Origin of the sequence: Asaia siamensis (assembly GCF_014635085.1) — a bacterium.
Classification (GTDB): domain Bacteria; phylum Pseudomonadota; class Alphaproteobacteria; order Acetobacterales; family Acetobacteraceae; genus Asaia; species Asaia siamensis.
This window is the reverse complement of the sequence record NZ_BMCH01000005.1, coordinates 145,950-164,545: the sequence shown is the minus strand read 5'-3', so window position 1 is coordinate 164,545 and position 18,596 is coordinate 145,950. Positions and strand designations below refer to the sequence as shown.

17 protein-coding genes are annotated in these 18,596 nt (G+C 60.2%); 11 read left to right on the top strand and 6 right to left on the bottom strand.

Translation table 11 applies throughout. From position 1 onward, the window contains the following. Nucleotides 1-67 precede the first annotated feature (67 nt). Nucleotides 68-1,027 (bottom strand): sugar phosphate isomerase/epimerase family protein, encoded by a 960-nt coding sequence (locus IEV53_RS10445; protein WP_188426726.1) that lies wholly within the window; start codon nt 1,025-1,027, stop codon nt 68-70. A gap of 142 nt (nt 1,028-1,169) precedes the next feature. After that, nucleotides 1,170-3,332, bottom strand: a complete 2,163-nt coding sequence (locus tag IEV53_RS10440; protein WP_188426725.1) for an FUSC family protein — start codon at nt 3,330-3,332, stop codon at nt 1,170-1,172. 255 nt (nt 3,333-3,587) lie between these two features. Between IEV53_RS10440 and IEV53_RS10435 the strand changes: the two genes are divergently transcribed. Together IEV53_RS10435 and bfr are read left to right on the top strand one after the other, a co-directional pair. Next, nucleotides 3,588-5,435 (top strand): DEAD/DEAH box helicase, encoded by a 1,848-nt coding sequence (locus IEV53_RS10435; protein ID WP_188426724.1) that lies wholly within the window; start codon nt 3,588-3,590, stop codon nt 5,433-5,435. 327 nt (nt 5,436-5,762) lie between these two features. Further along, a complete protein-coding gene (bfr, locus tag IEV53_RS10430; RefSeq protein WP_025885276.1) occupies nt 5,763-6,254 on the top strand; it encodes a bacterioferritin in 492 nt (163 codons plus the stop codon). 119 nt (nt 6,255-6,373) lie between these two features. On the opposite strand, the gene IEV53_RS10425 is transcribed toward bfr, so the two are convergent. Continuing rightward, a complete protein-coding gene (locus IEV53_RS10425; protein WP_188426723.1) occupies nt 6,374-6,604 on the bottom strand; it encodes a (2Fe-2S)-binding protein in 231 nt (76 codons plus the stop codon). A gap of 88 nt (nt 6,605-6,692) precedes the next feature. Next, nucleotides 6,693-7,739 carry a heat-inducible transcriptional repressor HrcA gene (gene hrcA, locus IEV53_RS10420; protein WP_229719823.1) on the bottom strand — a complete coding sequence of 349 codons (1,047 nt, stop codon included), beginning with the start codon at nt 7,737-7,739 and terminating at the stop codon, nt 6,693-6,695. Nucleotides 7,740-7,819: 80 nt separating this feature from the next. On the opposite strand from hrcA, the gene IEV53_RS10415 reads away from it, so the two are divergent. The 4 genes from IEV53_RS10415 (at nt 7,820) to IEV53_RS10400 (ending at nt 10,792) form a co-directional block, all read left to right on the top strand. Further along, the gene (locus IEV53_RS10415) at nt 7,820-8,608 is read left to right on the top strand and encodes an MOSC domain-containing protein (RefSeq protein WP_188426722.1); all 789 of its coding nucleotides are present in this window, start codon (nt 7,820-7,822) and stop codon (nt 8,606-8,608) included. Between the two features lie 105 nt (nt 8,609-8,713). Further along, nucleotides 8,714-9,445 carry a ribonuclease PH gene (gene rph, locus IEV53_RS10410; RefSeq protein ID WP_188426721.1) on the top strand — a complete coding sequence of 244 codons (732 nt, stop codon included), beginning with the start codon at nt 8,714-8,716 and terminating at the stop codon, nt 9,443-9,445. After that, the gene (gene rdgB / locus IEV53_RS10405; protein ID WP_188426720.1) at nt 9,442-10,059 is read left to right on the top strand and encodes an RdgB/HAM1 family non-canonical purine NTP pyrophosphatase; all 618 of its coding nucleotides are present in this window, start codon (nt 9,442-9,444) and stop codon (nt 10,057-10,059) included. The genes rph and rdgB overlap by 4 nt, the downstream gene beginning before the upstream one ends. 19 nt (nt 10,060-10,078) lie before the next feature. Further along, nucleotides 10,079-10,792 (top strand): hypothetical protein, encoded by a 714-nt coding sequence (locus IEV53_RS10400; protein WP_188426719.1) that lies wholly within the window; start codon nt 10,079-10,081, stop codon nt 10,790-10,792. Here IEV53_RS10400 and IEV53_RS10395 read toward each other — a convergent pair. Then, nucleotides 10,775-11,404 carry a LysE family translocator gene (locus tag IEV53_RS10395; protein WP_188426718.1) on the bottom strand — a complete coding sequence of 210 codons (630 nt, stop codon included), beginning with the start codon at nt 11,402-11,404 and terminating at the stop codon, nt 10,775-10,777. The two genes, IEV53_RS10400 and IEV53_RS10395, sit on opposite strands and share 18 nt — an antisense overlap. Before the next feature lie 367 nt (nt 11,405-11,771). On the opposite strand from IEV53_RS10395, the gene IEV53_RS10390 reads away from it, so the two are divergent. The 3 genes from IEV53_RS10390 (at nt 11,772) to IEV53_RS10380 (ending at nt 15,637) form a co-directional block, all read left to right on the top strand. After that, on the top strand, nt 11,772-12,068 hold the full coding sequence (locus tag IEV53_RS10390; protein WP_188426717.1) for a hypothetical protein: 297 nt from the start codon (nt 11,772-11,774) through the stop codon (nt 12,066-12,068). 120 nt (nt 12,069-12,188) lie between these two features. Beyond that, complete coding sequence (locus IEV53_RS10385; RefSeq protein ID WP_188426716.1) at nt 12,189-13,505, top strand: HlyD family efflux transporter periplasmic adaptor subunit; 1,317 nt, start codon at nt 12,189-12,191, stop codon at nt 13,503-13,505. Next, nucleotides 13,502-15,637: a peptidase domain-containing ABC transporter gene (locus tag IEV53_RS10380; RefSeq protein ID WP_188426715.1), complete on the top strand. Its 2,136-nt coding sequence runs from the start codon at nt 13,502-13,504 to the stop codon at nt 15,635-15,637. Before IEV53_RS10385 ends, IEV53_RS10380 begins: the two co-directional genes overlap by 4 nt. Before the next feature lie 24 nt (nt 15,638-15,661). Here the strand turns inward: IEV53_RS10380 and IEV53_RS10375 are convergent, their stop codons facing one another. Further along, complete coding sequence (locus tag IEV53_RS10375; RefSeq protein ID WP_371869860.1) at nt 15,662-17,530, bottom strand: ABC transporter ATP-binding protein; 1,869 nt, start codon at nt 17,528-17,530, stop codon at nt 15,662-15,664. A 74-nt stretch (nt 17,531-17,604) separates the two neighbouring features. Between IEV53_RS10375 and nth the strand changes: the two genes are divergently transcribed. Together nth and IEV53_RS10365 are read left to right on the top strand one after the other, a co-directional pair. Then, a complete protein-coding gene (gene nth / locus IEV53_RS10370; RefSeq protein WP_371869858.1) occupies nt 17,605-18,291 on the top strand; it encodes an endonuclease III in 687 nt (228 codons plus the stop codon). Beyond that, nucleotides 18,288-18,575, top strand: a complete 288-nt coding sequence (locus tag IEV53_RS10365; protein ID WP_188426713.1) for a DUF1330 domain-containing protein — start codon at nt 18,288-18,290, stop codon at nt 18,573-18,575. The genes nth and IEV53_RS10365 overlap by 4 nt, the downstream gene beginning before the upstream one ends. Nucleotides 18,576-18,596 lie beyond the last annotated feature (21 nt).

Sequence of the window (18,596 nt, the reverse complement as noted above, 5' to 3'; positions counted from 1 at the left end):
GTCTACTCTGCTGTGTCCGGGATCAACCGAGCGGGTGGCATCTCCACCCGCTCGCGTCGGAAACCGGTCAGCACTCAGCCTGATTGAAACCGCCAAGAGCGACGGGCATGACCTCACGAAGCAAAGCGACGGATTTGCTTAAACCCTCGACCGGGTCGAGAAGTGGATCTTCGTGTTCGATGGAAAGCCATCCATCATAACCAACCATGCGCAGTCGGTAGCAGAATTGCCGCCACCAGAGCGCATCATGGCCATAGCCGAGCGTGAGATATGACCAGGCCCGGTCGGCAGGGTGGCCCAGTGGTCCGTTTTCGAGATTTGAAGTTACGCCGCGCCGCGCCTCGTTGAACCCGGCATCCTTCGCATGAACATGAAAGATCGCCTCACCAAGCCCGTCGATTGCAGCGATCGGGTCTGCGCCCATCCAGAACATGTGCGATGGATCGAGATTGGCGCCGATCATCGGGCCAAGCGCCTCGCGCAGACGCAGAAAATTCGGAACGTTATAGGCCCATTGCCCCCCATGCAGCTCAAGCGCGAACTGCGTCACGCCGCATTGCGAAGCCATGGCGAGCAGCTTCTCCCAATACGGCAGAAGCCTCTCCCTGAACTGCCACTCCTTGGCGATCTGCCCCTCAGGCGGCCAGGAACTGATCACCCAGTTGGGCAGGCGATCACCCTCCTGTCCCTCGGGGAGGCCCGACATGGTGCAGATTCTGGTGATGCCCAGATCGCCAGCCAGTCTGACGGTCTCATGCAGCTCTTCACTCTGCCTGCGATCGACGGGATGCAGCGGATTGCCGTTCACATTGAGTGCAATGACCTCAAGCCCGCGGCTTTCGAAAGCATGAAGAAAATCCCGGCGGGCGGCAGGGCTCTGCCTGAGCCGGGACAGGTCGAGATGGGGCGCCCGTGACCAGCCCCCCGCATTGATTTCAACGCCCCCAACCCCAAGCGCGGCTGCCTGGTCGAGCATCTGGTCAAAAGAGAGAGTTCCGAGACTGTCAGAAACAAATCCGATCTTCATGACGCGGTCACCATTCCTGTGAAATCCGGCTGCCTCACGGGCAGCGCCGGAATTTATATTCTCAGGAAAACGTCGAATCGGAACGTTTATTCGTTATTTTTCTATCATATGGCTGTGATGATAGCGTTACGCCCAGCACATTTCAGCCTTGCTGGAGGCGCGCCTGTTGCAGGGCGTGACGGAAATGTCTGTCATCCAGCCAGGACTGATTGCTTGCCCATTCGTGCTGCACGACCATCAGGCTGCCCAGCGCTTCCGAATAAGCAGGATGTTCTGCGACATCGGCGGCACCAGCCTTGTCGCGAAGGGTCGCAATGGCCGTCTCGAGCCTTGCGGCAAAGGCTGCCTCTTCCATCGTCGGGCTGCGCAGGAGATGCGGCCCAAGCCCCTTGAAGAAGCTGGCCAGTATGGCCGACAAACCGGCGGGCAGGCCCGGACGCAAGGCGAAGCGGCGCAGAAACAGGAGATTGCGCCCCAATGTCATAACTGAAAGCAGTCCGTGGAGATTGAGCTCCATGAACGGTGTCAGACTGGCGCCCGCATAGCGGATAACCCTTTCCATGCCCTGCGTGATCAGGCCGATCCAGCGGTTTTCCGCTGGCAAGCGGCGCCCGGGGGCGCAGATTCGCTGCAAGCCATGCAGGGCACGCCGCCTGAGCAGAATGCAGACCTGATGAATATTGAAGGGCAGAATACAGCGGAAGACGAGCACCCCTGCCCCAAGCCCGAGAAGCAGGGCAATCGTGGAATTGAACCAGGTGAGTTCATCCATGCGGCTGTGATTATCGAGGCCGATCAACGCTGGCAGAAAGGTATTATAGGCGCCCGCAGCCGTAGCCGTTGCCGGATTGCGTGCGGCAAGCCCCCCGATGAACATCAGCGGCGCTATAGCCACAATCAGCGCCTCGAAGCCGGACCCGGTCGGAATCAGGAAGAATACAGGCAGGATCGACGCCAGAGCGGCCAGGCAGGCACCGTAAAAGAAGCGGTTGCTGACCAGAACCGTGTTGTCGGTCGTGGCAAACCGCCCGACAACCACTGCGACGAAGGAGATGAAGGAGGCCCCCTGCGGCCATGCCGTCACCTCCCAGACCAGGCCTGCCAGACAGATCGCCGTGGCCGAACGCATCGCATTATGAAAAGCCGCGTGGAAATGCATCACGCGGCGCAGCCTGAAACGCGATGGCGCAGTGGCCTCGGCCGGACGGGCCTGAAAATAGATCAGAAGCGTCTCGTATTCTTCCAGAATGAGACGCAACCCATGCAGGATGATCCGGTCGTCAGGGGCAAAACTGCCGCCCCCTTCAGGAGTAGTATCTGCCTGCCGATAGAGAGCATCATAGCGTAGCTGAAGGGCCGCCAGATCCTGCCTGAGAGCGACAACGCTATCCGCATTATCGAGACGCTGTGCGATCTCCTTGATGAACCCTGCCACCTCGTGCAGGGCAGAGCGGGCTTTTTCCGAAACGACGAGCGTTGTCGAAAGACGCGCCTGCATGCCCAGGCCACGCGAGACGATTTTCGAGAGAATGCCGATCGTGGCATAGGCGCAGGCTATCGCATGGTCGCTTCGCCCCACCTCGACCACCGTGAATTCGAGCTGCTCATTGAGCTTGAGCGTGCGACTGAACACCGCGCGGATGGCTTTTTCAGGCGGCGCAGCACCATCGAGCACGTCGCTGATCACAAGAGAAGCGGCACCGATACCCTCTGTCAGCCAGCCACGCATGGTGCGACGCGCCTTGACCGCGAGGGATGCGGAGAAGACGAGGCCCGCCACCATCTCGCAGACCACACCCAGAAAGATATAGGTGCCACGCGCCATGGCGATTTCGAACACATGGTCCGGGGCGCTGAGCGCACCCGTGGCGATGATGGCGCAGGTATAGGCCGCCAGAACGAAGGCATAGGCACGAAAATTCTGCAGAAGCGTCGCAAGCCCCGTGCAGATACCTGCCCAGAGAGCGAGCGCCGGGATGAACAGCCAGGGAGCCTGCGGAAAGGCCGAAACCAGCGCCACAGCGCCGATCATGCCGAGCAGCGTGCCGACCAGACGCCATCTTCCCTTGGAGAGGCTCTCGCCACGCGAGCCCTGTGCCGTGATCCAGACTGTCATGGCCGCCCATTGCGGCTCGCCCAGCTCCATCCAGAAGGCGATGCCCAGAGCAACAAGCGAGGCGATCGTGTTGCGCAGGGCAAACTCGAACGCATTCCCGCTGGGGGCGTAAAGCCATTTGAAAGGCCATGAGCGACCCCGCAGGCGCGCAAGCGCGTCGTTCTGACGGGCAAGGAAATCGGCGATCATGCCCGGCGTCTTACCCGAATTTTAGACTTGCCATGAAGGCAGTCGCTTCAAATCGCGCGCGCTTTCCCATATATTGGGTGAGTATCGGGTCACATCTCGAAGAGAAGCGTTTTCAGCCTCGCTGCCGTTTAATCCTAGATTTAAGCCCGCATATTCTCTATTGACCGCCTTCCTTACGCCGCGAGCCACGCTCGACACAGCGCAGTCCTGTAACGGCGTTCTCTCTTCGCAAGATCCTGATCGAGTCCGAACCGCATGCCTTTTCCCGATACCGTCCCGTCTCTCAGTCGCGCTCTGGCGGCACGCGGATATGAAACGCCGACCGCCGTGCAGGAAGCCGTACTGCAGCCGGGCCTCGAAACACGGGATCTGCTCGTTTCCGCCCAGACAGGATCCGGCAAGACAGTTGCTTTCGGACTTGCCTTTGCCCCTACCCTCATCCCCGAGGGCAGCGAGCGCCTTCCCCCCGCCAACAGCCCGATGGCTCTGGTCGTTGCGCCGACGCGCGAACTGGCCCTGCAGGTGCAGACCGAACTTCAGTGGCTTTATGCCGAGACTGGCGCGCGCATCGTCAGCTGCATTGGCGGCACGGATGCCCGTCGCGAGGCTCGCAACCTGTCGAATGGCGCCCATATCGTGGTCGGCACGCCGGGACGCCTGTGCGATCATCTGTCGCGCGGTGCCCTGAACCTGTCCGATCTGCGCGTGGTCGTGCTGGACGAAGCCGACGAAATGCTCGATCTGGGCTTCCGCGATGAGCTGGAGCAGCTTCTCGATGCCGCACCGGTCGAGCGCCGCACGCTGCTCTTCTCGGCGACCATCGCCAAGGAAATCGCCAATCTGGCGCGTCGTTTCCAGAAGAACGCCGAGCGGATCAACACCGTCTCGACCTCCAAGCAGCATGACGACATCACGTATAAATGCGTGCTGACAGCGCCAAATGACATCGGTCGCGGCGTCGTCAACGTTCTGCGTTATTACGAGAGCCCGACGGCCATGCTGTTCTGCAACACCCGCGCCATGGTCGCGCAGGTGCAGGCAGCGCTGGTCGAGCGCGGGTTTGCCTCGGTCGCGATCTCGGGCGAAATGGGCCAGAACGAGCGTTCGCGCGCGATCGAAGCCCTGCGCTCTGGCGTAGCCCGTGTGTGCGTGGCCACCGACGTGGCGGCACGCGGCATCGATATTCCGGCGCTGTCACTCGTCATTCACGCCAATATGCCCAGCGAGGCGGCAACCCTGCTGCACCGTTCGGGCCGCACGGGTCGTGCAGGCCGCAAGGGCACCTGCGTGATCATGGTGCCGCTGAGCCAGCGCCGCAAGGCAGAGCGTCTGCTCTCCTTCGCCAAGATCAGCAATGCGGAATGGGAAGGCGTGCCGTCGGCAGACGCGATTCTCGAGCAGGACGCAAAGCGTCTGATGGAAGACCAGACGCTCTTCGCGCCGTCTCAGGCCAATGAAGATGCGCTCGCTTCACAGCTTGCCGATGCCCATGACTCGCATCAGCTCGCAACCGCTCTGGTACGCCTCTACAAGAGCCGCCTGCCGAGCGTCGAGAATATCCGCCCCGTCAGCGTCGAGGCTCCCGCACGCGGTATGCGTGACGATCGCGCACCGCGTGAATTCACGGGCCGTGTCGACCGCATGGGTGGTGAGTGGTTCAGCCTGGCGATTGGCCGCACCGAGCGTGCCGATCCGAAATGGCTGGTGCCGCTGATCTGCCGTCTTGGCGGTGTGACCAAGAGCGAGATCGGTGCGATTCATATCGATACGGACCATACCCTGTTCGAAATCGCGCCCGACAGCGCCGAGCGTTTCCGCTCCTGCGTTGCCGGCGCCGATGCTGACGAAGCCAAGATCGAGCCGGCTTCGGCTCCGACCGGCCCGTCTGCCCCGCCGCGCGGCCCGCGCCGCCCGCGTGAGGGTGGATTCGCCCCTCGTGGCAAGGGCGGCTTCCGCGGTGGCGATCGTGGCGGCGACAGAGGCGGAGATCGCGGGGGCGACCGTGGCGGAGAGCGCGGTGGGGATCGCAGCGGCGATCGTCCGGCCTTCCGCAAGAGTAGCGGTGTCGGCAACGGCAAAGGATCCTCGCGCAAGCGCTACTGATTGACCCATGCGCCGTCGCCGAGAGGCGATGACGCATCTGAAAATGCCGGTACCGGGGCACTGCCCCTGAAACGCCCCGCTTTTGCGGGGCGTTTTTCGTTGCGAAAAGATATTCCAGAATATGCTTCGTTGTTGCGACTGAAAATCAACTTCGTTTATTGACTCTGTAGAAATAAAGAGAGTGATTCTCAACTTCGATACTGGAATTATTATCTTCGTTATTTATGTTGCGCTGCATTTTTTTCTATGCTTGAACAGCGTCACACAGCCTGTCACGGGCGGACTTGCGCCGTCACGTCGCAACAGGACAGAGATAAGGAGCATCCCATGCTGAAAGACCCGAAAGTCGTCGAGCATCTGAACATTCAGCTGACGAACGAACTGACCGCCATCAACCAGTATTTCCTCCATGCCCGCACCCTGAACCACTGGGGCGTGACCAAGCTGGGCAAGAAGGAATATGACGAGTCCATCGAAGAGATGCGTCATGCCGACTGGCTGATCGAGCGCATCCTGTATCTCGGCGGCCTGCCGAACGTGCAGCGCCTGAACCAGATCCTGATTGGCGAAAGCGTCGAGGAAATTCTGGCCTGCGATCTGAAGCTCGAAGAGAAGGCTCTGGCCGATCTGCGCGAAGGCATCGCCTATTGCGAAAGTGTGCGTGACTATGTGTCGCGTGACCTGCTGATCCGCATCCTCGCCAACGAGGAAGAGCATGAAGACTTCATCGATCGTCAGTTCGATCTGATCAAGCAGGTTGGTATCCAGCGCTACATCACGCTGAACTCCTCGCCTGCTCCCGAGCAGACGGCAGAGTAAGACCCTTCTATCGACACCATCCCAGCCCATGGCTCGGAGGGCGATAAAGGAGTGACGAAAAAACCCGGCAGCCTTGCGGCTCGCCGGGTTTTTTCATGTCTTTTTTCAGAGCTGCGCGCTCAGGCAAAGGCGGCGGAAGCGCCCCCCTGTTCGACCTGCTGGAACAGATGCGCGTTTTCCTTGCGCTCGCGCATGAGGCTGCGCAGCGCGCAAACCACACCGGGCACGCAATTGCCACACTGGGCCTTGCAGCCCTTGGATGCATAGACCTCGTTTGGCCGTGAGGCGCCCCGACGAACGGCGTCGGCGATATCATGATTGGTCAGGGCGTTACACGAACAGACGATCATCAGCCATTCCACTTCAGAACGGGCCGACCCTAACAGCGTTTGAGAACCAGTCGCAACTGAAAACTGCGAGTGATTTTCAAAAATAATATCAGCTCAGCAAGCGACCGATGACACGCGCCGTGTAATCCACAACCGGCACGATGCGCCCGTAATTGAGCCGTGTCGGGCCTATCACTCCGATTGCACCGACAATCCGGTTGTTCTCATTGCGGGCGGGCGCCACCACCATCGAGACACCGGACATGCCGAAAAACCCGCTCTCGGCGCCGATATAGATGCGCACCCCGTCAGAATCCTGCGCCAGTTGCAAAAGCCGCAGCATGGTCTCCTGCGCTTCAAGCCGCTCGAACAGCATCTGGATGGTCGTGAGTTTCTCGATTTCGGTAATATCTGTCAGGAGGTTTCCCTGACCGCGCAGATAGAGCGTACCGTGCTGCTCGTCCCACATGGCCAGACCGCTTTCGATCACGCTCGCAGCCAGAGAATCGAGATCGGAGCGATTCTGCTGAAGATTGGCCGCCACACGCTGGCGCAAGGCAGCCAGCGTGACATCGCCCAGCAGGGAGTTGAGATAATTACCGGCCTCGACCAGCGCCGAGGGCGGCAGACCGGGTGGCGTCTCGATAACGCGGTTTTCGACCTGCCCGTCTGCCGCAACGAGAATGACGAGCGCCTTGCCCGGGCCAAGCGCCACGAATTCGATGTGCTTGAGCGCGCCATCGCCTTTCGGCGCCAGAACGAGCCCTGCCGCAGCCGAGAGGCCGGAAAGCATCGATGATGCCTCGGCCAGCGTCTCCTGCATCGACCGCCCCTTCAGCGCAAGTCTGCCGGCAATCTGCGCGCGCTCCGTGTCATCCAGCGCACCGAACTGGAGCAGTCCATCGACAAATAGACGCACACCCTTTTCTGTCGGCAGACGCCCTGCCGACACATGGGGGCTGAACAAGAGACCGGCCTGGGTCAGTTCGGCCATGACATTGCGTATCGTGGCGGAAGAAAGAGAAGGCGTCAGTCTCTGGGCCAGAGTCTTGCTCGCCACCGGGTCACCCGTCTCCATGTAATGCTCGACGATTTCGCGCAGCACCTTGGCCGAACGGGCATCCATACCACCCGGCAGGCTTGAGAGATCGATCATGCCCAGCCCTTTCGCGTGACCTGCCCGGCTGAAAGGGCCATGGTCCTGTTACCGTTCCACCCGGATCTGGAGTCGTATTCGTGACCCGTATTGCCGCCTTATACATCCATCCAGTCAAAAGCCTGCATCGCATCGATGTTGCGGCGCTTGATCTGGAACCATGGGGACCAAGGGGTGACCGACGCTGGCTGGTGGTCTCGCCGGAAGGCAAATTCATGACGCAGCGCCAATATCCCGCCATGGCGCGCATCATCACGGCCCTAGAGGGCGAAAATCTTCATCTGTCAGGCGGTACGGCAGCGCCTCTCATGCTTGTGCCACCGGGGCCAGACGCGCCCCTTGCGCTTGTGAGCGTGTGGAAAGACCGTGACATCGAGGCACGTGATGCGGGCGATGCGGCAGCGGAATGGGTCAGCACCTTTCTCGAAACACCCTGTCGCCTCGTCTACATGGCGGCACCAGAGCGGGCGCGACCAGCCGAATTCGGCAGTGTCAGCTTTGCCGACGGCTTTCCGCTACTCGTGACCAATACGGCCTCTCTGACCGATCTCAATGAACGCCTCGACCAGCCCGTACCCATGGAGCGGTTCAGACCCAATATCGTGGTCGAGTCAGAGACGCCCTGGGCCGAAGACACATGGCGTATCCTGAAGATCGGCAGCGTTGAACTCGAACTGGTCAAGCCCTGCAGCCGCTGCATCGTCACGACCATCGATCAGGAGACAGGCACCATCCCCGTCGCGCGAGAACCACTCAGGACAATGACCGGGTTCCGTCACCAGCCGGGCGGGGTCATGTTCGGACAGAACGCCATCATCCGGCGGGGCGGTGCCATCAGGCTGGGCGATCGGATCGATTGCCTCGCCTGAGGCCGCAAGGACGTTTTTCGCCTTCAGCGCTTTTGTCAATCGAGACATGACGCGCTAAGGCTGCTCTCCGATAGCGTCAATACGACCGAAAGCAGAAAGAACATCATGTCCAGCACCCGTCCTTCCGGCCGCAAGGCCGATGAAAACCGCGTCGTCTCCATCGAGCCGGGCTTCGCCCGCCATGCTGAAGGCTCGGTGCTGATCCGCGTCGGCGGTACCGAAGTTCTCTGCGCCGCCTCGATCGAAAACCGCGTGCCGCCCTTCCTGCGTGGCCAGGGTCAGGGCTGGATCACCGCTGAATACGGCATGCTGCCCCGCGCCACCCACACGCGCGGCAACCGCGAGGCTGCCAAGGGCAAGCAGTCCGGCCGCACCCAGGAAATCCAGCGTCTGATCGGTCGCGCCCTGCGCGCCTGCGTCGATCTGCGCGCCCTTGGTGAAATGACCATCACGCTCGACTGCGACGTGCTCAATGCCGATGGCGGCACGCGCTGCGCTGCCATTACCGGCGCCTGGGTTGCACTCGCCATCGCGCTCGACAAGCAGATCAAGGCTGGCACGCTCAAGCGCTCGCCGCTGCGCGCGCAGGTCGCTGCCGTTTCCTGCGGCCTGACCGAGGCTGGCCCGGTGCTCGATCTCGATTATGTCGAAGACAGCTCGGCTCAGGCAGACACAAATTTCGTGCTGACCAGCGAAGGCGGCATTGTCGAGATTCAGGGCACGGCTGAAGACGCCCCCTTCAGCGAGGCCGAATTCAACGCTCTCATGGCGCTGGCCAAGACCGGCACGGCACGGCTGTTCGAAATCCAGCGTGCTGCGCTCGAGAGCGTCAAATGAGCAGCGAACGGCGCCTGAGCCGTGGCGAGCGCATCGTGCTCGCCAGCCATAACAAGGGCAAGCTGGTCGAATTTCGTGCGCTTCTGGCCGAGACCGGAATCGAGATTGTCTCGGCTGCCGAACTCGATCTGGCCGAGCCGGAAGAAACAGCAGACAGCTTTGAGGGCAATGCCGCCATCAAGGCTCTGGCAGCAGCCAGAGCCACCGGCCTGCCCGCGCTTTCGGATGATTCCGGCTTTTGTGTCTCGGCGCTAAATGGACGCCCCGGCATCTATTCAGCCCGCTGGGCCGGACCGGGTGGCGATATGATGGTCGCCATGCAGCGTGTGCATGACGAGATGGGCGATTCAGCAGACAAGAAGGCTGCTTTTGTCGCCGTTCTCTGCCTTGCCTGGCCGGATGGCACAACACGCTTCGCCGAAGGGCGCTGCGAAGGGACGATCTGCTGGCCGCCGAGAGGCGATCACGGTCATGGCTATGACCCGATGTTCGTGCCCAAAGGCGATTGCCGCAGTTTTGCCGAACTCTCATCCGATGAGAAGAATGCGACCAGTCATCGCGGTCGCGCGTTGACCCGGTTCCTGAAAACCTGCGTCAGCACTGACCCTGTTTGATACGCCTGGAGTTGCCGTCATGAAGACAAGCCCGTTTCTTTTCGCTGCCTGTGCGCTTGCTCCCTTCATGGCGAGCGCTCTCGCTGCACCGCTTTTCGACCCGACCGGTTTCGAACTGCGTGAAACACAGCCTTTCAGTATCTCGGTGCAACCGACCGCCACGCTCGCTTCGGCCCACAACCCGGCCTATCATCTGGTTCCGGGTGGCATCACGCTCAGCAGCGCGGCCCGCAAGCCGACAGCTTATCACGCCCGTCAGTCGCGAACGGAGCTCTCGGAAAGCCATCTCTGGCGTGTGCAGGATGCACCGGCCGCCTTCAGCACGGCGCTCCATATCGACCAGTTCCCGAAATCAGGTCAGATCGTTCTGGCCGAACTCGGCCCCGATAATGACAATGCCCCCCTGCTGAGGCTGGTGGTCGACGGAGATCGCGTGGTGCTGCGCGGCATGATCGACAATGCCCCCGCAAATGGGGTAGCAGTTGGCACGATTGACGCCACCCATCAGGCGCATATTGCCCTTCAGACACAGGCAGACGGACAGGTGACGACCCTCGTCAACGGAACGCAGAGCCAGTTGCATCTGACCCGTCAGGCGCTTTCCATCCCTGTCGTGTTCCGTACGGGCGCCCATGTCGTTGAGGATATCGGCACCACGCCGGACACCGTGACTGTTACGCTGACAGGACTGAGCGCCAGTCATGGTACGGTCGGATCAAGCCTTCGCACGTAAGATCACGACACCGAACGCTACGAAAACGATGGCCGTCAGGCGGTTGAAAGCCCGCCTGACCGGACGGCGGCTCAAAAACCGCGAAAGCGAGTGGCCACCGATACCGTAGACGGACAGCCAGAGCGTGTCCGAAAACAGATAGGTCACAAGCAGGATGCCGAATTGCGGCAGGACGGGCTTGTGATGATCGATGAATTGCGGAAAGAACGCCGCCGCAAACAGCAGCAGTTTTGGATTGCTGATGCCCACCAGAAAGCCGTTGCGATAAAGGCTCCAGGCACTTGCCCGGCTCTCGCTGCCACCGCCGCTGGTCGCATCAGTTGCATCGTCGCTTGAACGCCAGGCCTTGATCCCGAGATAGACGAGATAGGCTGCGCCTGCATAACGAATGACATCGAACAGACGCGGCATGGCGGCCAGCACCGCCCCGATACCGACCATCGACAGCACAAGAGCGAGAAACAGCGCCGAGATGCATCCGGCCATGGCAGCCGTGCTGCGTCTGAACCCGACCTGAACGCTGCGACTCAAGGCATGCATCATGTTCGGACCCGGCGTTGCCGAGATGAAGAAAACAGTGACCACGAAAAGCCACCAGGTCTGCATGGTCATGATCATTTCATCCGACAGAGACGCCAAGATATTGGCCCAGATCGCGAAACAAGGCCTTCACCCTGTCACATCCCCCTGCATCACGATTCGAGAACCGGCAAGGTCTATCACGGTTTTTTCAGCGCGTAGCGAGCGAGACACGCATCCGGCCAATCGGTCGAAGAGAGAGCAACAATTAACGAATTATTCTAATTTTTAACCAGATATTTGCAAAAAATTTTGGATTTCCATTAATAATCACTCATACAACATGCCGGTATCGAAATTTTTACCAGACCATTACTTGAGTGTTTTTCAAATAAAAAGCATTCTCTTGCACAGGGTCCAACCAAAGGCCCGCAGTGCAACAAGCAAGAAGGTCAAGACCATGCGTGAATTGAATATTGCCGAGATTGACTCAGTCAGCGGCGCTGGCTTCTTCAGCAATTTCGGATCGCAACTCGGTGGCGCAATCGGCAATATCGTTGACTGGGCAAGCACGGCCATCAACGGTCATTCGCCAAATGCCAGCGCCCTGACGGCTGCCACCAACCTGGGAACCGGGATCGGCGAAGTGGTCGACACTCTCGCCTCCCATAACCTGAGCGGCGTACCGCAGGCCGTCCAGACCATGGGTCTGGGCATTTCCCAGATCATCGCGGCAGCCAAGGCCAATCAGGCCTGAATGTCCTGGTCTGGCAGGCAAATCTTCAAGCCTGCCAGACCAACCATCCTCCTGCATGATCACCTCATCAAACGTCTGTCTTCGTGTTCCTGGTCTTTATGATTTACCTGCCCGTTTCTGATGTCCTCTGACCTTTTCAGGCAGGAGGTACTCGATTCCCGCCGCCAGTCCTGGCTGGGCCGGGTACAGGTTATCCAGCCCCTTTCCTTCCGCCTGGTCGCTCTGGCGACGCTCGCCTTGTGCCTGGCAGCAGTTTGCTATGTGGCATTTGGTGTCTATACGCGCCGTGTTCATGCCACGGGTTACATGGCTCCGCCTTCCGGTCTCATTACCGTCGCCGTCAATGCCACAGGCGTGATTGCCGTGCAGAATGCGATGGAAGGACAGCATGTTCACAAGGGCGACGTCTTGTATGTGATCGATATCGAGTCGACCTCCAGCTCCGGCCCCACGCAGGAACGCGTTCTGGCGCAGCTGCGCCAGCAGAGTGTCATCCTCAGGAAACAGAAGGATCTCAGGATCAAAGATGGGCCGATCGAAAAGACCTCGATCGCAACCCAGATCCGTTTTCTGACCCAGCAGCATGAAGAAATCCGGCGCCAGCTCGACAACGACAACAACGTGCTGCCGATGGTTGAGTCTGCGATGAAACGTATGCAGGCAGCGAAAACCGAGCATATCGTCACCGAAACGCAGTTTCAGAACCAGCTCTATACCTACGCACAGCTTCTCAGCAGCCACGCCCAGTTTCTGCAGAATTTCTCCGGCATCGAGGGACAGATTGCCGAGCTGACGGCCAAACTGATCCGCTACGACAGTCAGCAGATGCGCGATCTCAACGACCTCGACAAGGAGATTGCGCAGGTCGATCAGCAGATCATCGAAAGCGAGTCCCAGCGCAGCAATGTCGTAACTGCCCCTGAAGACGGCATTCTGACCGCCATTCGCAGCAATCGCGGCCAGCATGTCCAGTCAGGGCAGACGCTCGCCACACTCCTGCCTGCCGGCCATACGCTCGAAGCCATGCTGTTCGTCAACAGCGCCTCGATCGGCTTTTTGCATGAAGGGGAGCCGGTTCTGCTCCGCTATGACGCCTATCCCTATCAACGGTTTGGTCTCTATCGCGGCAACGTGCTTGAGGTCACCCGCGCGCCGATTACAGTGACAGATTCCAATAGCACCCAGGGCATTTCTCCGCCCGCGCAGCCGGGCAGACAGGGCGGCGACAACGGGCAAAGCCTTTATCGTATCCGGATCATGCCTGAAAAATCCTATGTCACCGCCTATTCCCGGCAACGGCCCCTCCAGGCAGGCATGGCGGTTCAGGCTGACATCGCAATCGATACACGCAGACTCTATCAGTGGTTGTTCGACCCTCTGATCAGCGTGCGCGACGACATCTACATGGTCAGCGGCGGCATGGTGCGTGGACAATGAAGGCGCTGAATGCACTCGAATTCGGCTTTCAGCCCAAGACCCCGGTAATCCTGCAGGTCGAGGCGGCAGAATGCGGCATGGCCTGCCTTGCCATGATCATGGGGCATCATGGCAACCGCATCGACCTGCCGACACTCAGACGGCGTTTCTCCCTGTCCATCAAGGGCAGTACCCTTAAAGACCTGATGGCAACAGCCGAACGGGTCGGGCTTGCAACCCGTGCCGTGCGCCTCGATCTGGATGAATTGTCCAGCCTGCGTCTGCCCTGCATCCTGCACTGGAACCTCAACCACTTTGTCGTCCTGACAAAGGTCTCGGGCACGAAGGCAACCATCCACGATCCCGCCTTCGGTCGACGTGTGCTTGGCCTCGATGTCGTCTCGCGTGACTTTACCGGCATCGCCCTGGAGGCTTTTCCGAACGAGAATTTCCGCAAGGAAGACGACCGGGAAACCCTGCGCCTGCGGGATCTTTTCCGCCATGTCTCCGGATTGCGCTCATCGCTTCTGATGTTGGGAATCCTGTCTCTGGGACTGGAGGCCATCGCCATCGTCATGCCGATGGTCTCGCAGGTGATCATCGACGAAGTCGTTGTGACTTCCGACCACGAACTGCTCAGCACCATTGCGGCAGGGGTTGCGCTGCTGCTCTTCCTGCAATTGGTGATTGCCTGTGTCCGGCAATGGTCTGTGCTGATCCTGGGCACGCGGGTCGGGCTGCAATGGAATGCGGGGCTGTTCAACCATCTGTCGCGCCTGCCGCTCGATTATTTCGCAAAGCGGCATGTGGGCGACATTCTTTCCCGCTTCAACGCGATTGCCTCGATCCAGAAGACCATGACGACCGACATGGTCCAGACGATCATGGACGGATTGATGGCGATCGGCATGGGAATCATGCTCTTCATCTATGGCGGATGGCTGGGCGCCGTTGCTCTTGCCGCCGTCGCTCTGGATGTCTGCCTGCGTCTGTTCACCTATCGCCTCTATCGTGAAGCCAATGAGGAACAGATCGTTTTCGATGCGCGCCAGCAGAGCCATTTCATCGAGACATTGCGCGGCATGGCCAGCGTCAAATTACTGGGCCTGAGGGAACGCCGTCGCACCTCCTGGCTCAACCTCATCATCGACAGCATCAATGTGCGGCTTCGTATCCAGCGTTATGACCTGATCTATGGTCGTCTTGCCGAGATGATTTTCGGTGCTGACCGCCTGATCATGATGGTGCTTGGTGCCCTGGCGGTCATGAAAGGCGCCATGACAGTGGGCATGCTGGTGGCTTTTCTGTCCTACAAGGATCAGTTTGCCGGGCGTATCGGCAGTCTGATCAGCAGTGCCTTCCAGATCCGCATGCTCAGCGTCCAGACCGAGCGTCTGTCAGATATCGTCATGACTGAAATCGAACCATGCGAGGCAGCGCCGGTTCTGGCCGCAGAGACGCCGGATGCGATACGTGGCGCCCTGACCTGCACGGGTCTTTCGGCGCGGTATGGCGCACATGATCCCTGGATCTTCCAGAATGTTTCGCTCGACGTCCCGGCAGGCCGCATCGTTGCCATCGTCGGACCGTCAGGCTGCGGCAAGACCACCTTTCTCAAGGCGCTGATGGGATTGATGGAAGTCTCAGACGGACAGATTGCGCTGGATGGCCACGATATCGCGGCGCTGACGCTGGAGGGCTATCGTAACCGGATTGCCGGTGTGCTCCAGGATGACGGGCTCTTCTCGGGCTCGATTGCCGAAAACATCAGCGGTTTTGCCGAAGACCCCGATGAGAGCTGGGTCAGGCAATGCGCCGCCCATGCGGCCATTCTGCAGGATATCGACCGTATGCCGATGGGATTTGACACTCTTATCGGCGATATGGGTGCTGGCCTTTCAGGTGGGCAGAAACAGCGCCTCATTCTGGCACGGGCGCTGTACCGCAAACCCGACATCCTGTTCCTGGATGAAGCCACAAGCCATCTTGATGAAATGACAGAGGCCCAGGTCGCCGCCGCGCTGCGAGAGATGAAGATCACCCAGATCATCGTAGCCCATCGCCCGGCCACGATTGCCCATGCCGACCGGATTTACGTATTCCAGCCCGGCGGCGCGCTGCAGGAGTATATCCCGCAGGGTCGCTCGGCGTGATCCAGTCTATGGGCTGCCTGTCACTCAGCCTTCGAGCGATTGCAGCTCGAACAGTCGACGATAGATGCCGCCCTCACGCTGCACCAGCTCGCCATGGGCGCCATCTTCCATCAGCTTACCCTTGCTGAAGACCAGAATACGGTCGAGCTCCATGACCGTGGAAAGACGATGCGCCACGACAATCACCGTACGACCCGCCATGAGGCGATGCATTGCATCCTGAACCAGCACCTCTGATTCGGAATCGAGGCTTGATGTCGCCTCATCGAAAATCAGCAGCGGCGCATCTGCCAGGAAGGCGCGGGCAATGGCCACGCGCTGGCGCTCGCCCCCTGAGAGCTTGACCCCGCGTTCACCCACCAGCGTGGCATAGCCCTCGGGCAGGCGCTCGATAAAGCCACTCGCATTGGCAAGCCGTGCCGCCCGTTCGATTTCGGCCTGGGTAGCGCCCGGGCGGGCATAGGCGATATTCTCGGCCAGCGAACGATGAAACAGCATCGGCTCCTGCGGGACGATGGCAATGCGCGCGCGCAGCGAGTCCTGCGTGACATCGCGCACATTCACATCATCGATGAGCACCCGCCCCTCAGTGGTGTCATAAAGCCGCTGGATGAGCTTGGTGAAGGTGGTCTTGCCCGAGCCGCTCGGCCCTACCAGCGCCACGCGTGAGCCGGGCGAAATGGTTACATCGAGATCCTGATAGAGTGGCGTATCCTGACCGGGGTACTGAAACGTCACTTTTTCAAAGCGCACACGCCCCTGGGTGAAAGCCGCCTTCTTCGCCCCCTTGCGATCCTGAACGCCCGGCGCCTCACCAAAAATCGCGACCAGTTCTTCCATCTCGTTGACCGAACGCTGGACCTGGCTCACCTGCTGCCCCAGATCGCGCAGATAACCCTGCACCAGAAACACCATGGTCAGCACATAGGCCACATCGCCCGGGCCGGCGTTGCCCTGCCACCACTGCCAGACGATCAACGCAACCAGCAGCATACGCATGACCAGCGAGGCAAAGCCCTGAAGATTGGCGCTGTTGGTCCCTCTGATCCAGGTACGCGAGGTGCGGTTGCTCCAGGCGCGCAGCACCCGGCCCAGACGGCGTTCCTCACGATGCTCGGCGCCAAAAGCCTTGACCACGGCATTGCAGGTCACGGCATCGGCAATGGCTGCGCCAACCTTCGTATCCCAGCGATTGGCGGCACGGGCGGACGGCGCGACGTAACGCAGGGTCAGCATAACCGAAAGCCAGGTAAACAGCACGACAGAGAGCGCCAGAACCGCCCCCATGAATGGCGAATGCCAGGCCAGCACCAGCGTGGTACCGGTCAGGACCAGCACCTCCGGAGCAATCAGCAAAAGCAGGGTATCGTCGAGCGTGTCGATTGCCCACATGCCGCGCGTCAGCTTGCGCACGGTCGAGCCTGCAAAATTATTGGCATGCCAGTCGGTCGAGAAACGCTGCACGCGGGCAAAACCCTGGGAAAGCGCGCGCTGCATGATGGCCAGACTCAAATGGGTGATGCCCAGATAGGACGAACGACGACCCAGCAGCCCCACAAGACCCAGGGCAATAAGCCCCCCCACCATCAGCAGTGCATCGTTTCGCAGCGCAAGCTGCGACGCATCATGCGGCGCCCCGCCTGTATGGCTAGAAATATCGGTCACCAGACGCCCGGAAAGGACGGGGGTCGCAACATCCGCAATCGTGGCAAGCGCAATACCCATGAGGGTGCGCGTCAGAAAAGCCGGGTGTTCCAGCCAGCGGCGCATGACGAAGCGCACGATCTCCACAAAGGCAATATCGCGCTTTTTCTCGCCCTTTCTCTGGGCGCTCTGGTCGGAATCGGACACGAAAGGAAGCTCCTCCGCCGGATGACGCGACCGGGCGGGCATACTGGAAGTCTTGATCGGGAAGCGCTTATTGTGGGGGCTCAGACGCTCTTATGCAACATGACGAAATGGTTCTGATGTCTCTTCCCTCGGCCAGACGGGCCATGACACGCGCCCAGGCGCGCGATTTCATCACCTCGCTCGCCGAGGCCAATCCCGATGCCGAGAGCGAACTCGATTACAGCGACGCCTTTTCGCTACTCGTGGCCGTCGTGCTTTCCGCCCAGGCCACGGATAAATCGGTCAACAAGGTAACGGCCGGTCTGTTTGCCGATGCGCCCGATCCGGCTGCAATGGTGGCCCTGGGCGAGGAAGGCATCGCCGCCCATATCCGCACCATCGGGCTCTGGCGCGCCAAGGCGAAGAATGTTCTCAAGCTCTCAGAGCAGCTTCTGGCCCTGCATGACGGGATCGTTCCCGCCGACAGGGCTGCGCTTGAGGCGCTGGCGGGGGTGGGACGCAAGACAGCCAGTGTGGTGCTGAACGTGATGTTCGGCGAGAGCGCCATGGCGGTCGATACCCATATTTTCCGGCTTGGCAATCGTACCGGACTGGCACCAGGCAAGACCACGAGGGCTGTTGAAGACGGGCTGATCAAGCGCATTCCGCCCGACATGCTGCGGCCTTCGCATCACTGGCTCATCCTGCACGGGCGTTATGTCTGCAAGGCACGCAGCCCCGAATGCTGGCGCTGTGTTGCCTTCACGCCTTGTCTTTTCCCGCTCAAGACCCAGATTCTCGAAAGAAAAGGAGAACCTGCATGAGCACGTATATCGTCTTCACCCGCGAAGAGACCCTCGATCAGAAGGAACTCGACACCTATTTCTCTCTGGTCGCCGAGACTTTCGAAGGTCATCCGATCAAGCCGATCGTCGCTTACGGGGCTCAGAAGGCGCTCGAAGGCAATGAGCCCGAGGGCATCGTGATTGTGGAATTCCCCAGCCGTGAAACAGCCCTCGCCTGGTATGACGGTGACGCCTATCGCAAGGTGCGCGAGCATCGCTTTCTTGGCGCCAAATACCGCGCCACCCTCGTCGAAGGCGTCTGATCGTTCTTTCGCGCTGAGACC